Genomic DNA, 18,055 nt, shown 5'->3' with positions numbered 1-18,055 from the left:
AGTTGACGGGCGGTAAGCGCGATGGCTGAGGCGGAAAAGCCGCCGGAAGATTCGGTCAGGTCCAAAGCCGAGGCGATGGCGTTGCTCGAAGAAGCCGAGGCCGAAGCAGCCGAGGCCGAAGCACTCGCCGCCGCGGCGCGGGCCCGCGCCCGGGCAGCCAAGCTACGGCGCGAAGTGCTGGCCGAGTCCGAGACCGAGGCAAACGCGGAGACCGCCGAGACTGAAGCCGCCGAGACCGCTGAGGCCGAAGCTGAGACCGCAGAGGCCGCGGAGGCCACCCAGGCTGTTGACACGGTTGAGGCTGCCGAGGTTACCCAGGCCAGCGATGAGGACGCCGATGAGGAAGCCGAGGAGGAGAGCGCCGGCGAGACCGTCGAAGCCGTCGAACCGGAATCCAAGCCGGCCGGATGGCGGCGCCGGATGCCGGCAATCTTGAAAGTAGCGGCCATCGTCCTCATCTGCGCCTTTACCGGTCTCAGCGGATACCTGGCGTGGCAAGACCATGAGGCCACCGAGCGCGAGCAGCGCGCAGCGAATTTCGTTGCGGGCGCCAGGCAGGGCATCGTCAACATGACCTCGTTGGATTTCAAGCGAGCCAAGGAAGACGTTCAGCGCCTGCTCGACAGCTCTACCGGTCAGTTCAGAGACGACTTCCAGCAGCGGGCAAAGGATTTCACGTCGGTAGTCGAGCAGTCCAAAGTGGTCGCCCAGGGAACGGTCACCGCGGCGGCCTTGGAGTCCATGGGCGAGAATTCCGCATCCGTCCTGGTCTTGACGACATCGCGGATCTCCAATGCCGCGGGCGCCCAGGACGAACCACGCGTATGGCGGTTCCGGGTAACCGTGACCGAAGAAGGCGGGCAGTACAAGATGTCGAAGGTGGACTTCGTACCGTGACCGATGACACCCGCGACGTCGAAACCACGGAGATCGAGGAAGCGGACGAGGACGTTACCGGCGTCGCCGAAACCCAGGACGACGCCTCGGAGACCGAGACGCTCGCCGAAGTCGATAGCTCTCCCGAGCTAAGGCGTGGTCACCGCGACTGGTCACGTCGGCTGCACACGGTGAAAATCGTTCCCGTGCTTCTTGTTCTGCTGTTGCTGCTATCCGGCGGCGCGGCGGCGTGGCTGTACTTCGAGCAGTATCGGCCGAAGCAACAGACCGATCCCGGCGTCGCGCGGGAGGTGGCCAAGGCGGCTTCCGACGGAACGGTTGCGTTGCTGTCCTACTCCCCCGAGTCGCTCGACAAAGACTTCGCCAACGCCAAGTCGTATCTTTCCGGGGATTTCCTGTCCGAGTACACCAAGCGCATCGAGCAGACGGTGGCTCCGGCGGCCAAACAGAAGTCGTTGACAACGACCGCCCACGTAGTGGGGGCCGCCGTGTCGGAGTTGCATCGGAATTCGGCCGTGGTTCTCGTGTTCGTCGACCAGAGCACCACAAGCAAAGACAGGCCCGATCCCTCCATGTGGGCCAGCAGCGTGCTGGTGAGCATGACTCGGATCAACGGCAAGTGGCTGATCACCAAGTTCGACCCGGTCTAGCCTGCTGGCGAGCAGACGGTGGAACTCAGCCGCGCGGCAAGCCAAGCACGCGCTGGGCGATGATGTTGCGCTGGATCTCGGAAGTCCCGCCGGCGATGGTGCCGGAAAAGCTGCGCGCGTAGCGCTCGAACCAGCTGGCGAAATAGTGGTCGAGGTTCATTGGCGCGTACGGGCCACTCAACGCGGGGTGGAGGAGCCCGTCGGGTCCGGCAGCCGCCAGAGCATGTTCGTATGCGGTGCGCTCGGCTTCAGAGCCGAGCAGCTTGAGCACCGACAATTGGGCGACATCGTCTTCGCCGCGGGCGGTGCGCGCCAGCGCCACCGAACCCAACAGCCGCAAAGCATGTTTGTCCATAATCGCGGTCGCATAGTGGTCGCGGTCGAGCGCAGTGGCCGGCCGGAAGTCGGCGATCATATTGTCCAGCCGATCGGCGAAGCCCAGCCACATCATCGTGCGCTCGTGTCCCAGGGATCCGTTGGCCACCGCCCATCCCTGGTTGAGCCCACCGACCAGGTTCTCGGCCGGAACCCTCACATCGGTGAAGAACACCTCGTTGAAATCCAGGTCATCGGCCGAGCAGATGGACGGGAACGGACGGCACACCAGCCCGGGGCTGTCGGTCGGGATCACTAATGCGCTGATGCCCTTGTGTTTTGGCGCATCGGGGTCGGTGCGCACGAACGTCAGCAAGACGTCGGCATCGTGAGCGCCGGAGGTCCACACCTTCTGCCCGTTGACCACGAAGTAGTCGCCGTCAAGCACCGCACTGGTACGCAACGACGCCAGATCGGATCCGGCGCTGGGCTCACTCATGCCCAGTGAAGCGGTGATCTCGGCCCGCAGGATCGGCACCGCCCAGCGACGCTTCTGCTCATCGCTTCCGAACGACAACAATGACGCCGCAACGATATTCACGCCCTGCGGATTGAGGCTGTGGTAGATCCGCCGGCGGCACAGCTCCTCCAGATAGACGAACTGCTGTAGCACCGTGGCGTTTCGCCCACCGAATTCGGGTGGCTGACTTGGCAGCAGCCAGCCGTTGTCGAACAGCAGCCGTTGCCATCTGCGCGCCCAGGCCGGCATATGCGACACGGACCGGGGCCGCTCCTGGGTTTCGCTTGCGGGCGGAAGGTTTTCGTCGAGGAATGCCGAGAACTCCGCCCGAAACGCTTCGACGTCGGGATCAAAAGTCAGCTGCACGGTATTCCTCCGCGATCCGCGCCCGGTGCTCCGCCGCGCCGCCGAGCATCAATTCCCCGGCCTTCGCGCGCTTCAGGGCGAACTGCAAATCGTTCTCCCACGTGAATCCCATCGCACCGTGCAGCTGGAGGCCGTGCCGAAACACCAGCGACTGGCACTCACCTGCGGCCGCCTTGGCCATTGCGGCAGCCAGCCGGCGCCGTGGATCGTCGGCGGCAATCGTCAGCGCGGCGAAGTAGGCCAATGCCCGGGCGCGTTCCACCGCGACGTGCATATCGGCGGCCTTGTGCTGCACCGCCTGGAACGATCCGATCGGCACGCCGAATTGGTGACGGCTGCGGACGTGTTCGAGGACCAGATCGAGGATGCGTTGGCAGGCACCGACCATGGTGATCGCCATGCCCGTCAGCGCAACGTGATTCGCGCGCTCACGATCGACGGCCACCCGGGCACTGTCGGGCACCCGAACTTCGTCAAAGGACAGGTCGCCGACGTGCAACACCGGGTCGAAGACCGCTGAGCGACGAGCCGAAACCTGGTCGGCGCCGATGACGAACACACCCGCGTCGGTCACCACCGCCAACCGGTCGGCGCGGTCGCCGTCCAGGACATGGCGCGCGGTACCGTGCAACACCCAGCCGTCGGGGTCCCGGTGCGCCGACACCCCGCTGTAGACGGCGGTCCCCGATTCGTGGGGGTCGAACCGATCCGCCGCCAGCGGCGCGAACTGGCTCATGGTCGCCAGAAACGGGGTGGGATCGGTTGCGTGCCCGAGCTCTTCGAACACGATCGCCAACTCCACCGCGCTGACCGGATCGTTGAGCTCGGTCCAGCCGAGGTCGAGGTAAACCTTCCACAGCGGGCCGGGGTCGACACCGTCCTCGGCAACGCTGCGCACCAGCGGGGGCGGGCATTGCTTGGCGAGGACGTCGCGCACAGTCTGTTGCCAAAGTCGCTGGTCAGCGTCGAACTCCAACAGCATGCCGGCCGCCTCCTGTCCTCACCGCTCACGCGAGAATAGCATTCTCGGTTGCGGAAGTAATAATCTCGGAAAGCGGCTACGGGATAGGCGGCAAGGCGGCCAGCAAGTCGTCGGCCGGCTCGTCCCAGTGGTCGAGGTTCAGCGCCTCGGCGAGTGGGCGCCGACGAACGCGCCCGTGTCGGCCTTTCGGCCACCCGACCACGACGTGGCCGGCAACTATCCACTCCGCGGGAACGCCGACGGCGTCCCGCAGCAACTGCTCACCGCCGTAGGATGCCCAGCTGGTAAGACACGCACCGAGACCTTGGGCGCGGGCGGCCAGCAGGAAGTTCTGCATCGCCGGAAAAATCGATCCGCCCAACAGCAGTTCGGACGCCGTCGGAAAGTGCTTCTGCGCGAACAAGACCGACGTGAACTCGCCGGCGCGATCGTGTAATTCGTAGGTCGCGCGGTAGGTGCGAGCGCGACGGCTGTTATCGTCATCGGCGGGCCGAGTCATTCCATAGACCGGCTCGATCACCGTCAATGCCCGCGACGCAGCCTCGGCCACGATGGCTCGCTGCTCGGGTGAGCGCAGCACCACGAAGCGCCAGCTCTGCGCGTTGGCACCGGAAGGCGCCCAGGTCGCCGCTTGCAGGCACCGCGTTAGGGTGGCGTCGTCGACGGGCTCGTCGGTGAAGCGCCGGATGGTGCGGGCGCTGGACATCACCTCCCAGACGTCGCTGCTGGCACCCGCCATGACCCGCCCCTTTCTGGTCTGCTCGCCCCAAGTCGTCCAACGGAACCTATCGTGCGATATCGACAATCAATGCCCAAGACGAGATGAACTGTGTGTACTCCGATTTCGGTTCACGATGCGTTCCCGTGCAATGCTTCATCGCAAACAACACCGCGAAGCGCCAGCATTCAAGCCAAGGAGCTAGCTGTAAAGGAGCAGACCTGTGGACCGTGAGACGTACGACAAGGGACTCGAAATCCGGTCCGCCGTACTGGGCGAGGCATACGTCAACAAGGCGCTGACCGATGCCGACGACTTCACCAAACCCCTGCAGGAGCTGATCACCGAATACTGCTGGGGAGCGGTGTGGGGCCGCCAGGAGCTGCCTCTGAAGACGCGCAGCATGCTCAACCTGGCCATGATTCCGATCCTCAACCGGCCCAACGAATTACGGACCCACATCAAGGCCGCGTTGACCAACGGTGTCACCCGCGACGAGATCCGTGAGATCTTTTTGCAGGTGGCCATTTACGCCGGCGTGCCCGCCGCGGTCGCCAGCTTTCGCATCGCGCAAGAGACCTTCGCCGAGCTGGACGAGGGCTAGCGCCGCCATGGACATCGGCTTCATCGGCTTGGGAAACATGGGCTTTCCCATCGCGCGACGGCTCATCGAAATGAACCACGACGTCGTCGCCTTCGACACGCGTGACAAGGCGTTGCAACGCATCGTCGCCCTTGGGGCATGCCCCGCGTCGTCGCCGCGAGAGGTGGCGGACCGCGTCGAGACCGTCATGGCGAGTCTGCCGTCGCCGACGGCTTCGCTAGAGGTGGCAACCGGCGCAACAGGAGTGATCAAGGGCTCGCGCGTCAAGCGTTACGTCGACCTATCGACCGTCGGCAGCCGAACGGCGGCACGGATCCACGAGCTGCTGGCGGTACGGAACATCGTCACCATCGACTGCCCGGTCAGCGGCGGAGTCGGCGGGGCCGAAAGGGGCGTGTTGGCCATCATGGTGTCCGGCCCGCGGGACCAATTCGACGTCATACGAACCGTACTCGAGGCGATCGGCAGGCCGTTCTACATCGGAGACAAGCCCGGCTCGGCGCAGACGATGAAACTCGCCAACAACATGCTGGCGGCCAATGTCTTGGTCGCAACGGCGGAGGCCGTCGTCATGGGCGTCAAGGCGGGACTGGAGCCCGGAGTCATGATCGAGGTGCTTAATGCCGGCTCGGGCGCGACGAGCGCAAGCCGCGACAAGTTTCCCCGCGCGATCCTGCCCCGCACTTTCGACTACGGCTTCGCCACCGGGTTGATGGTCAAGGACGTTCGGCTCTATCTCGACGAAGCCAAGGCGCTTGGCGTGCCGGTCGAGATCGCCGAAGCGATCTCCCGGCTATGGGAGTCCGCGGCGCGCGACCAAGGCCCCGATTCGGACTTCACGGAAGTGATCAAGCCGTTGGAGAAGGCCGCCGGCGTCACGGTTGGATACCCAACCGACGAATCTGAGAATGGTATTATACCCATCGAAGAATGACACTTACCACCAGCCCTGCAAAATGCGCGTCTACCAGCACAGATGATTAACCGAAATGCTTACCGGAAGTCCATTGATCGACGGCACAGAAGAATGTTAGATTGGCTATCATCTGCCCGTGAAGGGCTTGCTTTGGCCAGCGAAGCCGGAGGACTGCCTCGGTGATCGAACACGCTGACGGAACACGCACGCCGGTGATCGACGCCAGCGTGCATATCTTCTTTCCGTCCAACAAGGATCTGCGCTCCTTCTTGCGCGAGCCGTTCAAAAGCCGCGGCTTCCCCGACTACGAGATGGACTGGTACGGAGCGCCCGGCAGCGAGTACGCGCCGAACACCGAGGGTCCCAACCGCCGTTATCCCGGATCGGATCCGGAACTCGTTGCGAATGAACTGTTTTCGAACCGCGGCGTCGACGTGGCTGTCCTGCATCCGATGGGTCGCGGCATCATGCCGGACCGTCATCTGGGCAGCGCGCTACACGCCGCTCACAACGAGATGATGGTGTCGCGCTGGCTGGAGCACGACGAGTTGGGCGAGAAGTTTCGCGGCACCATCCGAGTGAACCCCGACGACGTCGCCGGCGCGGTGCGCGAGATCGAGAAATGGCGTGCGCACCCGCGCGTCGTCCAGATCGGCGTCCCACTGCAGTCCCGCGAGCTTTATGGCAAGCCGCAATTCTGGCCGCTCTGGGAAGCCGCAGCCGATGCGAACCTTCCGGTGGCGGTGCACATCGAGTCTGGCGAAGGCATCGGCTTTCCGCCCACCCCGTCCGGCCACACCCGAACCTACGAGCAATACGTCAGCTTCATGGCGCTGAACTACATCTACCACCTGATGAACATGATCGCCGAGGGCGTGTTCGAGCGCTTCCCCAAGCTGAAGTTCGTCTGGGCTGACGGTGCCGCCGACTTCTTGACGCCGTTCATCTGGCGGATGGACACCTTCGGCCGGCCACACCTCGAACAGACGCCATGGGCCCCCCGGATCCCCAGCGACTACCTGCCCGGCCACGTCTATTTCGTGCAGGGCAGCCTCGACGGTCCCGGCGACACCGAGTTCGCCGGTGAGTGGTTCGGCTTCACCGGCAAGGACGACATGGTGATGTTCGGGTCCAGCTATCCGCACTGGCAATGCGGCGATATCCGCAAGCTGCCTAAAGCGCTGTCCGTCGAACAGCGCGAGAAAGTTTGCTGGCGCAACGCGGCAAACCTGTACGGGATCGACATTTCGGTCGACCTGGCAACCGGGTAGTCGCAGAATGGACAGAAAGCAAGGGAGATCACGATGACCCTGACTCAAACCCAGGAGCGGATACCTGCCGCGGAGCGTATTGCCGTTAGGTGTGTCGATTCCGACGTCCACCCGGTGCCCAAACGCGGAGAGATCACGCAGTACATCCCGGAGCCGTGGCGCAGCAAGTTCTTCTTGGACCACAAGGTCGGCGAGCTCATCTACTACGACGCTCCGGATTACGCGCACAGCTTTGCGATGCGAGTCGACACCTTTCCGCCTGACGGCGAGTTTCCCGGCAGTGACCCGGATATGGCGTTTCGCCAGTTGATCATGGAGGCCGGCTCCGACATCGCGATCCTGGAGCCCGGCGGCCGCACACCGCGCCTGCCCGAAGCCCACCAGGCCTACTCGACCGCACTCAACCACTGGCAGGCCAACCATTGGCTCGACAGCCACAACAACTGGCACCAGCGTTGGCGCGGGTCTATCTGCGCGGCCGTCGAAGATCCCGAAGGCGCCGCCCGCGAGATCGAGGAATGGGCCGGGCACCCCTACATGGCGCAGATCCTGATCAAAGCCGAGCCGCGGCCGTCATGGGGTCACCCCATGTACAACCCGATCTGGGCGGCGGCTACCAAACACGACATCACCGTGAGTTGTCACCTATCGCGCAGCAACTACGAGATGCTGCCGACACCGCCGGTCGGCTATCCCAGCTACAACCACGACTTCATGGTCACCTACTCGTTGCTGGCCGCCAATCAGGTGATGAGCCTGATATTCGACGGTGTCTTCGACCGCTTCCCGACGCTGCGAATCGTGTTCGTGGAGCACGCTTTTACGTGGATCCTGCCGCTGATGTGGCGCATGGACGCGATCTACGAAGCGCGCAAGTCACGGCTGGAAATCAAGCGCAAGCCGTCGGAGTACGTCAAGGACCACATCAAGTTCACCACCCAGCCGCTGGACTACCCGGAAGACAAGACCGAGCTGACCCGTGCGCTGGAATGGATGGAGTGCGACAAGATCCTGCTGTACTCATCGGACTACCCGCACTGGACTTTTGACGATCCGCGCTGGTTGGTGAAACACCTCCCGAAGGGCGCCCGGGACGCGATCATGTACAAGAACGGCATCGCGACCTATCACCTGCCGGAGACCGTTCCGGTCCTCGAGGGCCAGACCCGGGTGCTCTGAGTTGAGCGAAGAAGCGACCAGGCGGCCCCAGCCCCGCCTCGCTCAGGGCCGCGAACACGTAGTGGCGACGGTGGACGAGATCCCGCCTGGCACTCACAAACTCGTCCCGATCGGACGGCACGGAGTGGGCGTCTACAACGTCAACGGCAGCTTCTACGCGATCGCGAACTACTGCCCACACCAGGGCGGCCCGCTGTGCTCGGGACGGGCCCGCGGCCGCACCATCGTGGACGAGACCGCCGCCGGGGATGCCGTCATGGTGCGCGACCTGGAGTACATCTACTGCCCTTGGCACCAATGGGGTTTCGAGCTGGCAACCGGCACGACAGCGGTCAAACCGGAGTGGAGTATCCGGACATATCCGGTACGAGTTGTCGGCAACGACGTCTTGGTGATGGCCTGACAGGAGTATTGGGTGTCTTCTCTCGAGGTGAACGGCGGCAACGTCGTCTACGAAATCCTCGGTGACTCAGGCGAACTCATTGCTCTGACGCCAGGTGGCCGGTTCAGCAAGGAAATTCCCGGTTTGCGCCCGCTGGCTGAGGCGCTGGTCGGCGGCGGCTATCGTGTGCTGCTGTGGGACCGGCCCAACTGCGGCGCCTCCGACGTCCAGTTCTACGGGCAGAGCGAATCGCACATGCGCGCCGAAACTCTGCACAAGCTGGTGACAGGCTTGGGTTTCGAGCGGTGCATCCTGGCCGGGGGTTCCGGCGGCGCACGGGATTCCATGCTGACCACCATGCTCTACCCCGACATGGTCACCAAGCTGGTGGTGTGGAACATTGTCGGCGGCATCTACGGCACGTTCGTACTGGGCTCTTTTTACATCGTGCCAAGCATTCTCGCGGCCCGCGGCACCGGGATGGACGGTGTGGTGAAGGTGTCGGAGTGGCGCGAGCGCATCGAGGAGAATCCCGCCAACAAGCAGCGGTTCCTCGACTTCGACAAGAATGAATTCCTCAAGGTGATGCTGCGCTGGCTCAACGCGTTCGTGTCCAAGCCGGGACAGACCATCCCCGGTGTCGACGACGAGATGTTCGACCGCATCAAGGTGCCCACGCTGATCATCCGGGGCGGCGAGAACGACTGGGACCATCCCAAACGCACGTCGCTGGAAGTCAGCTGCCTGATCAAAGGATCGAAGCTGATCGACCCGCCGTGGCCGGAGGATGCCTGGGAGCGCGCCTCAGAAGACCGTGCGGCCGGCAGGGTGAAGCACTTCAACATGTTTGACACGTGGGTGCTGGCGGCGCCCCCGATCCTGGAGTTTCTGGACTCGTGATGCGGTCACCGGGTGCGAATGTGGACCTCGCAGTTCAACGTTGCCTCCAGCGCCGTGTGGATCCGGCTCTCCGGGATGCGTTCGAGGTCCTCTTCCTGCAAAGTGACATAGATGATGTCGAAGCCTTCATCCCCCGGGTGGCGGACGATCTCACCGGTGAGGCCGAAAGCCGACAGCACTCCGCGGGCGTCGTCGTCGGTTCCCCTGCTGACGAAGGTGACCGCGCCGGCCGTCGGGTCAGTTCCAAATGCCCTAACGCACAACCCGATTGCGGCCTCCTTGGTCGCGTCGACGTCGTCGCTTTCGATCAGCAGCTCGACCTCGCGGCGGCTGTCCGCCATCGCCGCGAGATCGTTTTCCACCACATCAGCGCCCAACTCGGCCGCAAGCCCGAGGAGCACTGCCATGCCTTTGCGTAACTGCTCCGGCGTGAGCACACTGCCCGGATCGACGTTGACCCGTACCACCGCCGTCCGCATGCGGGCTAGCCTAACCGGAGTGACGGCGGGCTGAATCATGAAGACACAAGCAACCACTCGAGCACCGGTCGTGACAGCTTCCTGGCCCGGTTGTCCGCCCCGGCTGCTGGTGTCCGGTGTCGAACCCTACGCGACATATCAAGAACAGGGTGGCTACCAGCCGCTGACTGATGCAGACGCATTACTCGCCGAAGTAGAAGCCGGCGGCCTGCTCGGCCGCGGGGGCGCCGCCTTTCCGCTTGCGGTCAAACTGCGTTCGGTACGTGAGAACGGACGCCTGGCGGGCAACACAGTCGTCGTCGCGAACGGCGAAGAGGGAGAACCGGCTTCGATCAAGGATCGATGGTTGTTGCGCAACCGGCCACATCTGGTTCTCGACGGGCTCCGGCTGGCCGCGGCGGTCGTGGCCGCCGACCGCGCCTACGTCTACGTGTCCGACCAGGAATCTGCGCTCAGCGTCGAAACCGCGCTGAGCGAAATCGACACGGACATCCTCGGCGCCGTCACGGTAGATCTCTGGACGGTGACGCCCGGGTACGTCGCCGGAGAGGAAACCGCGGCGGTACGCGCCATCAACGGCGGCCCGGCCAAGCCGACGGACAAGCCGCCGCGCCCCTACGAAGAGGGTGTCGGGGACCGGCCCACTCTGGTGAGCAATGTCGAGACCCTGGCCAATCTGCCGTTCCTGCAACGCCACGGCTCGGCGGCGTTCCGCTCGCAGGGCACGTCTGGCTCGCCGGGCACGTTTCTGGCGACCATCACCGGAGCCGCGCGCCCGCCGGTTCTCTACGAACTCCCGCACGGCTTGCCATTCGCAGAATTGGTTGCGTTGCATGGAGTTTCGGCAGACCAGGTGCGGGGTGCGCTGATGGGCGGTTATTTCGCCGGCCTGCTCAATCGCATGTTGCTGGACACCACTATGGACCATGAGACGATGCGCGGCATCGGCAGCGGTCTGGGTTGCGGTGCCATCTCACTCATCACCGACGACTGCCCCGTTGCCGTCGCAGCCTCGGTCCTGGCCTACTTCGACCGCGAAAACGCCGGTCAGTGCGGATCATGTTTCAACGGGACGGCTGCAATGGCCGCTGTCGGCGGCGCACTGCGCGACGGCGTCGCCACCACTGAGGATGTCGACCGATTGCGCCGCTGGTCGGTGGTGTTGCGCGGCCGCGGCGCCTGCGCCACGCTCGACGCGGCTTGTAACGTGGCGGCGAGCTTGCTGGACCAGTTCCCCCGAGAGGTGGCTCACCATCTCGACGGCGATTGTCCGGATTGCCGCAACACGCCGTTCCGCGCCGACCGTCCCTACCAGGCGGAGGCTTGGAGGCAACCATGAAAATCCGTTTGGACCGCACCATTTGCGACGGCTTCGGGCTGTGCGCCAAGCATGCGCCCGATTACTTCTCGCTGGACGACTGGGGATACGCGTCGCTGATCGGAGACGGTGCCGTGCCCGACGAAGACCACGACGCTGTGATGCGGGCGCTGCTGGACTGCCCGGTACACGCCATCACCGAGCTCGGTGAGCGCAGGCCCAGCGTCCCGCACCCGGAACTGCATGACGAGGACGATCCCGCGGCCCACGTGCATACCGAGGCGAACGAAGCCCAGTGGGGATTCACCCGCTGACTCGTGTCCTCGTCGCTCAAGCGCAACTGCTCGATTGACGATCATCACCGCGAACGACCAGTTTTCTGCCTACGATGTCGCGGTCATCGCCGCTTGAATAGTGGCGGCCGCGACGTATTGGACTGCCCGATCAGGAAGCGAGCCCATGAGCACCGTCGACGCCAACGTGGGCGGCTATGTTCCGCGGCGGCGGATCGCCGTCGCCTCGATGGTGGGCACCACGGTCGAGTTCTTCGACTTCTACATCTATGCCACGGCCGCGGTTTCTGTCTTTCCGCACCTCTTCTACCCCAAAGGCAATCACACCACCGCGCTGCTGGCCTCCCTCGCGACGTTCGGTCTGGCATTCGTGGCGCGTCCGGTGGGTTCAGTGCTGTTCGGGTACTTCGGCGATCGGGCGGGCCGAAAAGCCACCCTTGTCGGCTCGCTATTGACCATGGGGATCGCCACTTTCGTCATCGGACTGCTGCCGACCTATCAGCAGATTGGCGTCGCCGCGCCGGTGCTGCTGGCGCTGATGCGGTTCAGCCAGGGCCTCGCGTTGGGCGGGGAGTGGAGCGGAGCGGCGCTGCTGGTCACCGAAAACGCCGAACCCGACAAGCGAGCGCGCGCGGCGATGTGGCCACAGTTGGGCGCGCCGTTCGGTTTCCTGCTGGCGAACGGGCTGTTCCTCGTGCTGATCAGCTGGCTGGGCCACAGCAACCTCGAACCCGACGCGGCGGGCCCGTTCCTGACTTGGGGATGGCGGATCCCGTTCCTCTTGAGTGTGGTCTTGGTGGCCGTCGGGCTTTATGTACGGCTGCGACTGACCGAGACGCCCGTATTCGCAAGGGCACTCGCGCGCGGCGAGCGAGTCCGGAACCCGCTGACCGTCGTGTTTCACACCAGTTGGCAAGAACTGATCATCGGCACATTCGTCATGCTCGCGACTTACACCCTCTTCTACACCGTCACCACGTGGGCACTGAGCTACGGCACCTCCAGGCGCCCGCCGCGTGGGCGGGGCCTGGGCTTCGGTTATGTGGACTTCTTGCACATTCAGCTGATCGCAGTGTTGTTCTTCGCGGCGACGGTGCCGATAGCCGGCGCGCTCGCCGACCGCTTTGGCCGACGCCGCACGTTGCTGGTCGTTACGGTGGCGATCATCGGGTACGGTGCGTCATTCGGTCTCATGCTGACGCCCGGCAGCGCGACGAAGGCTTCCGCGGCGCTGTTCCTGATCATCGGAATGACGTTGATGGGCTTGTCTTTTGGCCCGATGAGCGCGGTGCTGCCTGAACTGTTCCCGACCAATGTGCGTTATACCGGCTCTGGGATCTCCTACAACATGTCGGGCATTCTGGGCGCCGCGATTGCGCCGTTCGTCGCTACGTGGCTGGCCACCAGACACGGCGTGGTCTGGGTCGGCGTGTACCTGATCGTGGTGGCGATTCTGACCATCCTCGCGTTGTTGCTCATGCGGGAAACCAAGAACATTTCGCTGGAGAAGCCGGTCGGCGACGATGTCGACGACATAGCCCTGGCGGGTTGACGCTTATCAATCGTGGCGGGCGGCTTCCTGCACGAGTTGGACGCGCGACGACAAGCCGAGCTTGGTGTAGACGTGAGTGAGGTGCGATTGCACAGTCCGGTGCGAGATGAAAAGCCGGTGGGCGATGTCTTTGTTGCCCAACCCTTCACAGGCCAGTCTCACCACATCACGCTCGGTCGGCGTGAGCGATTCCCAGCCACTGGTGGGTCGTTTGCGCTCACCGCGACCTCGTAGCGCATACGCGATCGCTTCTTCGGTCGACAAGTTGGCTCCTTCGGCCCAGGCGGCGTCAAAATCGCCCTCCGCCAAGGCATTACGCAATTCAACAAGGCAGGACTCGTAGCCAGGCTCATGGATCTTGAATCGGACGATGCCGTTGCGCCGCCGCATGGCGTAGGCGGCACCGAGTAGGCGGGCGGCTTCGCGGTGACTATCGGCTTGGGTGGCCAATATCCCCAAGGACTCCAGCAAGTCCGGCGTCAGGAGGTGTGCGTGCATATCGACGGCCATTGCCAACGCGTCAAAGGCGTGACGCTCAGCCTGCAGTGGCTCGCCCTCTGCCATCGCCACGCGGACGCGTTCCGCGAGGGAATTAATCAAGTGCCAGTAACGCGTCTTCGACACCGCGGCGTCGGACCAACGGCGCGCCTCGGCGAGGTCACTGCATGCCGCCGCGGCCTCGGCAAGTGGCGCGACGCTGATGACAAGGGGTTCTCGCTGTGGCACCGGCATTCTGTTCTGCCAGGCCTTTTCACTGGCGTCTCGGGCGGCCGATACGTCGCCCGCGGCAAGTCCGGCCACTCCCAGCACTGCATATGCGAGGTCCAAATAGAACCCCCCGAGCATCTCTCCAACTTCGACACCCTGCTCCGCAGTGGCTCGCGCCGCGCCAAGCTCACCTTTATACGCGAGTCCGTAGGCGTAGCAGATTGAGCACAGCGCCACGATCACCGACTCGTGAGCTGCCTCGGCCTCGGCGAGGACTCCACGCATCTCCGTGCAGCCGTCGACCACCTGCCCCAGGCATACCTGTGCCAAGCCGCGCCACATCCGGAAAATCCGCCCGTGGAAGTGATCGCCGATCGCTTTTGCGTGCAGGCAGCCTTCCTCGGCCGCCATGAGCGGGCGTTGCAGTTCGCCGGACGCGTTCCCACCGAAGGCACGCCAGCCGAGCAGCTGACTCAACCTCCACCCGTCGCCCAGTTCCCGCGCCAGGGCAATGCCTTCATCTAGATACTGATTGGCAATTTCAGTTAAAAAGATCGCCGTGCCTCCGCATGCGGTCAAAGCCCGAACAGTCAGCGTGGGGTCGCCAATGTCCCGGGCGATCGCCAATGCCTGTTCGGCTAGCTCAAGGCTGTCCGGTCTCTCCAACCCGGCATAGGTGTCGAGTGCCGCCCGGTCCGCGATTGCGCGTGCCCATATCGCTGGTGTCAGTTCGTGATTTGTGTCGGAGAGGGCTTCGTCGAACCAGCTCATCCCCTCCTGGATGCGGCCGCTGACGATCCACAGCGGGTGCAGAGCCGAGCACAGCGCCAGTGCCGCCTCGGCATCCGAGGATTCGCGGCTCCACGTGAACGCGCCTCGCAGATTGTCGATCTCCGTTTCGGCCCACGCAACACGTCGGTCCAGCTCGGTCGCGGCCGCGTCGACCAGCGCCGCCAGTGCTGTGTAGTGGTCACGATGACGGCTGCGGACTTCAAGGGCCTCGCCGGATTCGCCGAGCTTTTCCAGAGCGTATTGGCGCACTGTCTCGAGCAGACGGTATCGCGTTGGGCCAGTGGCGGATTCGGCGACAACAAGAGACTTGTCGACAAGCAGCGTCAATAGGTCCAGCACCTGGTGGCGTTCTAACTCGCCTCCACTTGCGACGGCTTCGGCAGCGCCGAGGTCAAACCCGCCCATGAATACGGCCAGGCGGCGAAAGAGCAGGCGTTCGGGCTCGGTGAGCAACGCATGCGACCAGTCCACCGACGCGCGCAGTGTCTGCTGACGCCGAACAGCGGCGCGTGCGCCGCCGGCCAATAAGCGGAATCGGTCGTGCAGACCATCCAGGATCTCGTCCAGTGACAATGAACGGACGCGGGCGGCAGCCAGCTCGATCGCCAAAGGCACACCGTCGAGGCGATGACAGATTTCGGCAACCACGCTCGCCTTCTCGTCATCGACTTGCAGGTCCGGCCGCACCCGGCGAGCACGCTCGACGAAGAGTTCGACGGCCTCATCGCCCAGCGACAACGATGGGACTCGCCAGCTCACTTCGCCGGCCATTGCGATCGGTTCTCGGCTCGTGGCCAACACGGCCAACCGCGGACAGACCGCCAAGAGCGCGGTGATCAACTCGGCGCTGGCGTCCAAGACATGCTCGCAGTTGTCCAGCACCATGAGCAGATGCCGGTCACTGATGAACCGGGTCAGCGTATCGACGGTGGCTTGACCCGGCTCGTCGCGCAAGCCCATCGCGCGAGCCGCCGCTACTGGCACTAAAGCGGGATCCGCGACGGGTGCCAGATCGACGAACCACGCGCCATCGTCGAATTGAGATGCCGTCTGCTTGGCAAGGTGCATTGCAAGGCGCGTCTTGCCGACGCCGCCGGCACCGGTCAATGTGACCAGCCGGTTGTCAGTGAGCGTTGCAGTCAGCTGATCCATTTCTTCCCTGCGCCCGACGAAGGCCGTCAGCTGCGGCGGAAAGTTGTGAACCGCAGCGGCTTTCGCGGTGCGTAGGGGTGGGAAGTCGTTCGGTAAGTCGGGATGGCACAACTGAACCACCCGTTCCGGCCGGGGTAGGTCACGTAACTGGTGAATGCCTAGATCGGTCAGCCATGACCCGTCGGGAAGCCGTTCGATTACCAAGTCACTCGTCGTGCTGGAGAGCACCGTTTGTCCGCCGTGTGCGAGTTCTCGCAATCGCGCTGTGCGGTTGATTGCCGGACCGATGTAGTTGGCGTCATCGCGTAGCTGCACCTCGCCGGTGTGCACCCCGATGCGCAGCCGGATCGGCGCGAGCGGTGCACGCTGCAGGTCGAGGGCACAGGCGATGGCGTCGCTGGCCCGCCCGAACGCGATGACGAAGCTGTCGCCCTCACCTTGCTCCAACGGCCGGACGCCGCCATGTGCGGCCACAACCTCGGCCAGCGCGCGGTCCAGCCGTGCGACGGCACCGGTCATGTCCTCAGGTTGCGATTCCCACAGCCGCGTGGACCCTTCGACGTCGGCAAGCAGCAACGTCACCGTTCCGGTCGGCAGCAACTCGCTCACGCCCAGATCGCTCCAGTTCAACGGCGGCATCTCCGCGTGTTGGCTCATAGTAGCCAGGGTGAGCCGTCGTCACGCCGCGAACATCAGCGCAAACGCGGAGATCCGCGCGTCAGCACGCGGAGATGCGACCGGGTCAGGCCTTCAGCCGCGCCTCGGCCTCGGCCATATAGTCGCGCGTGATCGGCAATGCGCGGCGGTCGCGGACGTATTGGGCCTGGTAGTTAACCATCGCGCGGTTAAAGAAACCGACCATCGCGCCCGCGAGGTAGAACTCCCACATGCGATAGAAGCGGTCGTCATACATGTCGACGATCTCGGCCTTGTGCGCCTGCGTCCGTCGCAGCCAATGTTCGAGCGTGTAGCCATAATGGAGCCGCCACGTCTCTACGTCGCTCGTGCACATCCAGGCAGACTCGGCAGCCTCGGACATTTCCGACAGAGTGGGGATATAGCCGCCGGGAAAGATATATTTCGTGGTCCACCTGTCGGTCGCACGTCGGGTGCCGATGCGGCCGATCGTGTGAAGCAACATCACCCCGTCCTCGGCCAGCAGTGAGCGGCATTTCCCCATAAAGGTACGGAAATAAGCCGGGCCGACATGCTCGAACATGCCGACCGACACGATCCGATCGTATTTGCCGGTGACCTTGCGGTAATCGATCAGCTCGAATTTCACCTTGTCGGCGACGCCGGCTTCCTCGGCCCGCTCGCGCGCGATCTTGAGCTGCTCTTCCGAGAGCGTGATGCCGAGCACCTCGACCCCCGTCTTCTCGTGGAGATACAGCGCCATCCCGCCCCAGCCGCAGCCGATATCGAGCACCTTCAGACCGGACTTGAGGTAAAGCTTGGCGGCGATGTGCGCCTTCTTGTCGAGCTGCGCCTGCTCGAGCGGATTGTCGCGATCGGTGAAGTAGGCGCAGCTATATTGCCGGTCGGAGTCGAGAAAGAGATCGTAGAGCCGCGCCGACAGGTCATAGTGGTGCGCGACGTTGCGCTTCGAGCGCCGCACCTGGTTGTAGGTGCGCAGCCAGCCGAGCGGATCGCCGGGGAGGCGAGACCTGGCTTCGACATTGCGCAAATCGCTGCGCTTTTCCCACCGGTTGTTCCAGGTGACGAGATCCAGCAACGCGTGGATGTCGCCCTGCTCCATCACTAGACGGCCATCCATATAGGCCTCGCCCGCGCCCAATGACGGCGCCATCACGATCTTGCGCGAGGTGGATGTGGTGGTGAAGCGGACCACGACCGGATCGCGGCCGGGATAGGGCACACCGTAGCGATAGGCTTTGCCGTCCGCGTCGTAAACGACCAGCTCGCCCTGCTTGATGAGCTTCTTAAAAGCCCGGTCAAACAGCAGCATAAGGCCAAGTCTACGGCCGGTTACAAAGCTGACGTTTGGAAAGTCATCATCCAAAGTTGCTGGGCACTGCTCTGCCGAAAGTTTGCCAGCCA

17 protein-coding genes are annotated in these 18,055 nt (G+C 64.0%); 11 read left to right on the top strand and 6 right to left on the bottom strand.

Features of this window, described 5'->3' with window-relative positions:
• Nucleotides 1-21 precede the first annotated feature (21 nt).
• Both A9W99_RS00140 and A9W99_RS00135 read left to right on the top strand, forming a co-directional pair.
• Nucleotides 22-897 carry a hypothetical protein gene (locus A9W99_RS00140; RefSeq protein ID WP_067371604.1) on the top strand — a complete coding sequence of 292 codons (876 nt, stop codon included), beginning with the start codon at nt 22-24 and terminating at the stop codon, nt 895-897.
• A complete protein-coding gene (locus tag A9W99_RS00135) occupies nt 894-1,547 on the top strand; it encodes a hypothetical protein (RefSeq protein ID WP_067371601.1) in 654 nt (217 codons plus the stop codon). The genes A9W99_RS00140 and A9W99_RS00135 overlap by 4 nt, the downstream gene beginning before the upstream one ends.
• Before the next feature lie 25 nt (nt 1,548-1,572).
• On the opposite strand, the gene A9W99_RS00130 is transcribed toward A9W99_RS00135, so the two are convergent.
• The 3 genes from A9W99_RS00130 to A9W99_RS00120 form a co-directional block, all read right to left on the bottom strand.
• Entirely contained in the window at nt 1,573-2,748 is a 1,176-nt protein-coding gene (locus A9W99_RS00130) for an acyl-CoA dehydrogenase family protein (protein ID WP_067371599.1), read from the bottom strand.
• Nucleotides 2,732-3,730, bottom strand: coding sequence for an acyl-CoA dehydrogenase family protein (locus A9W99_RS00125; protein ID WP_067372323.1), 999 nt, complete (start codon nt 3,728-3,730; stop codon nt 2,732-2,734). The genes A9W99_RS00130 and A9W99_RS00125 overlap by 17 nt, the downstream gene beginning before the upstream one ends.
• Before the next feature lie 76 nt (nt 3,731-3,806).
• Nucleotides 3,807-4,469 carry a nitroreductase family protein gene (locus A9W99_RS00120; protein ID WP_067371596.1) on the bottom strand — a complete coding sequence of 221 codons (663 nt, stop codon included), beginning with the start codon at nt 4,467-4,469 and terminating at the stop codon, nt 3,807-3,809.
• A gap of 202 nt (nt 4,470-4,671) precedes the next feature.
• Here A9W99_RS00120 and A9W99_RS00115 point away from each other — a divergent pair, with 202 nt between their 5' ends.
• From A9W99_RS00115 to A9W99_RS00090, 6 genes are all read left to right on the top strand, one after another.
• Entirely contained in the window at nt 4,672-5,052 is a 381-nt protein-coding gene (locus A9W99_RS00115) for a carboxymuconolactone decarboxylase family protein (protein WP_067371593.1), read from the top strand.
• Nucleotides 5,053-5,059: 7 nt separating this feature from the next.
• Nucleotides 5,060-5,986: an NAD(P)-dependent oxidoreductase gene (locus tag A9W99_RS00110; protein ID WP_067371590.1), complete on the top strand. Its 927-nt coding sequence runs from the start codon at nt 5,060-5,062 to the stop codon at nt 5,984-5,986.
• 161 nt (nt 5,987-6,147) lie between these two features.
• Nucleotides 6,148-7,239, top strand: coding sequence for an amidohydrolase family protein (locus tag A9W99_RS00105; RefSeq protein WP_067371587.1), 1,092 nt, complete (start codon nt 6,148-6,150; stop codon nt 7,237-7,239).
• 33 nt (nt 7,240-7,272) lie between these two features.
• Nucleotides 7,273-8,418: an amidohydrolase family protein gene (locus tag A9W99_RS00100; RefSeq protein ID WP_067371585.1), complete on the top strand. Its 1,146-nt coding sequence runs from the start codon at nt 7,273-7,275 to the stop codon at nt 8,416-8,418.
• A 1-nt stretch (nt 8,419) separates the two neighbouring features.
• Complete coding sequence (locus tag A9W99_RS00095; protein ID WP_067371582.1) at nt 8,420-8,821, top strand: Rieske 2Fe-2S domain-containing protein; 402 nt, start codon at nt 8,420-8,422, stop codon at nt 8,819-8,821.
• Nucleotides 8,822-8,833: 12 nt separating this feature from the next.
• A complete protein-coding gene (locus tag A9W99_RS00090) occupies nt 8,834-9,700 on the top strand; it encodes an alpha/beta fold hydrolase (protein ID WP_067371579.1) in 867 nt (288 codons plus the stop codon).
• Between the two features lie 5 nt (nt 9,701-9,705).
• On the opposite strand, the gene A9W99_RS00085 is transcribed toward A9W99_RS00090, so the two are convergent.
• Nucleotides 9,706-10,179, bottom strand: coding sequence for a hypothetical protein (locus A9W99_RS00085; RefSeq protein WP_067371576.1), 474 nt, complete (start codon nt 10,177-10,179; stop codon nt 9,706-9,708).
• Between the two features lie 37 nt (nt 10,180-10,216).
• Here A9W99_RS00085 and A9W99_RS00080 point away from each other — a divergent pair, with 37 nt between their 5' ends.
• From A9W99_RS00080 to A9W99_RS00070, 3 genes are all read left to right on the top strand, one after another.
• Nucleotides 10,217-11,518: an NADH-ubiquinone oxidoreductase-F iron-sulfur binding region domain-containing protein gene (locus A9W99_RS00080; protein ID WP_067371573.1), complete on the top strand. Its 1,302-nt coding sequence runs from the start codon at nt 10,217-10,219 to the stop codon at nt 11,516-11,518.
• Nucleotides 11,515-11,811 carry a ferredoxin gene (locus A9W99_RS00075; protein WP_067371570.1) on the top strand — a complete coding sequence of 99 codons (297 nt, stop codon included), beginning with the start codon at nt 11,515-11,517 and terminating at the stop codon, nt 11,809-11,811. The genes A9W99_RS00080 and A9W99_RS00075 overlap by 4 nt, the downstream gene beginning before the upstream one ends.
• 145 nt (nt 11,812-11,956) lie before the next feature.
• Nucleotides 11,957-13,342: an MFS transporter gene (locus A9W99_RS00070; protein ID WP_067371567.1), complete on the top strand. Its 1,386-nt coding sequence runs from the start codon at nt 11,957-11,959 to the stop codon at nt 13,340-13,342.
• 6 nt (nt 13,343-13,348) lie between these two features.
• On the opposite strand, the gene A9W99_RS00065 is transcribed toward A9W99_RS00070, so the two are convergent.
• The gene (locus A9W99_RS00065; RefSeq protein ID WP_067371564.1) at nt 13,349-16,651 is read right to left on the bottom strand and encodes a LuxR C-terminal-related transcriptional regulator; all 3,303 of its coding nucleotides are present in this window, start codon (nt 16,649-16,651) and stop codon (nt 13,349-13,351) included.
• 85 nt (nt 16,652-16,736) lie between these two features.
• The gene (locus A9W99_RS00060; RefSeq protein ID WP_067371561.1) at nt 16,737-17,963 is read right to left on the bottom strand and encodes a cyclopropane-fatty-acyl-phospholipid synthase family protein; all 1,227 of its coding nucleotides are present in this window, start codon (nt 17,961-17,963) and stop codon (nt 16,737-16,739) included.
• Between the last annotated feature and the right edge of the window lie 92 nt (nt 17,964-18,055).

It is taken from the genome of Mycobacterium sp. 1164966.3, assembly GCF_001665395.1.
Lineage (GTDB): Bacteria > Actinomycetota > Actinomycetes > Mycobacteriales > Mycobacteriaceae > Mycobacterium.
The sequence above is the reverse complement of the archived record's forward strand: the minus strand, read 5'-3'. Positions and strand labels throughout refer to the sequence as shown.

Coding starts and splice junctions, on each gene's coding strand:
- A9W99_RS00065 (WP_067371564.1), bottom strand. CDS start 16,651: ATGAGCCAACACGCGGAGATGCCGCCGTTGAACTGGAGCGATCTGGGC.
- A9W99_RS00085 (WP_067371576.1), bottom strand. CDS start 10,179: ATGCGGACGGCGGTGGTACGGGTCAACGTCGATCCGGGCAGTGTGCTC.
- A9W99_RS00100 (WP_067371585.1), top strand. CDS start 7,273: ATGACCCTGACTCAAACCCAGGAGCGGATACCTGCCGCGGAGCGTATT.
- A9W99_RS00070 (WP_067371567.1), top strand. CDS start 11,957: ATGAGCACCGTCGACGCCAACGTGGGCGGCTATGTTCCGCGGCGGCGG.
- A9W99_RS00120 (WP_067371596.1), bottom strand. CDS start 4,469: ATGGCGGGTGCCAGCAGCGACGTCTGGGAGGTGATGTCCAGCGCCCGC.
- A9W99_RS00125 (WP_067372323.1), bottom strand. CDS start 3,730: ATGCTGTTGGAGTTCGACGCTGACCAGCGACTTTGGCAACAGACTGTG.
- A9W99_RS00140 (WP_067371604.1), top strand. CDS start 22: ATGGCTGAGGCGGAAAAGCCGCCGGAAGATTCGGTCAGGTCCAAAGCC.
- A9W99_RS00110 (WP_067371590.1), top strand. CDS start 5,060: ATGGACATCGGCTTCATCGGCTTGGGAAACATGGGCTTTCCCATCGCG.
- A9W99_RS00075 (WP_067371570.1), top strand. CDS start 11,515: ATGAAAATCCGTTTGGACCGCACCATTTGCGACGGCTTCGGGCTGTGC.
- A9W99_RS00080 (WP_067371573.1), top strand. CDS start 10,217: ATGAAGACACAAGCAACCACTCGAGCACCGGTCGTGACAGCTTCCTGG.
- A9W99_RS00060 (WP_067371561.1), bottom strand. CDS start 17,963: ATGCTGCTGTTTGACCGGGCTTTTAAGAAGCTCATCAAGCAGGGCGAG.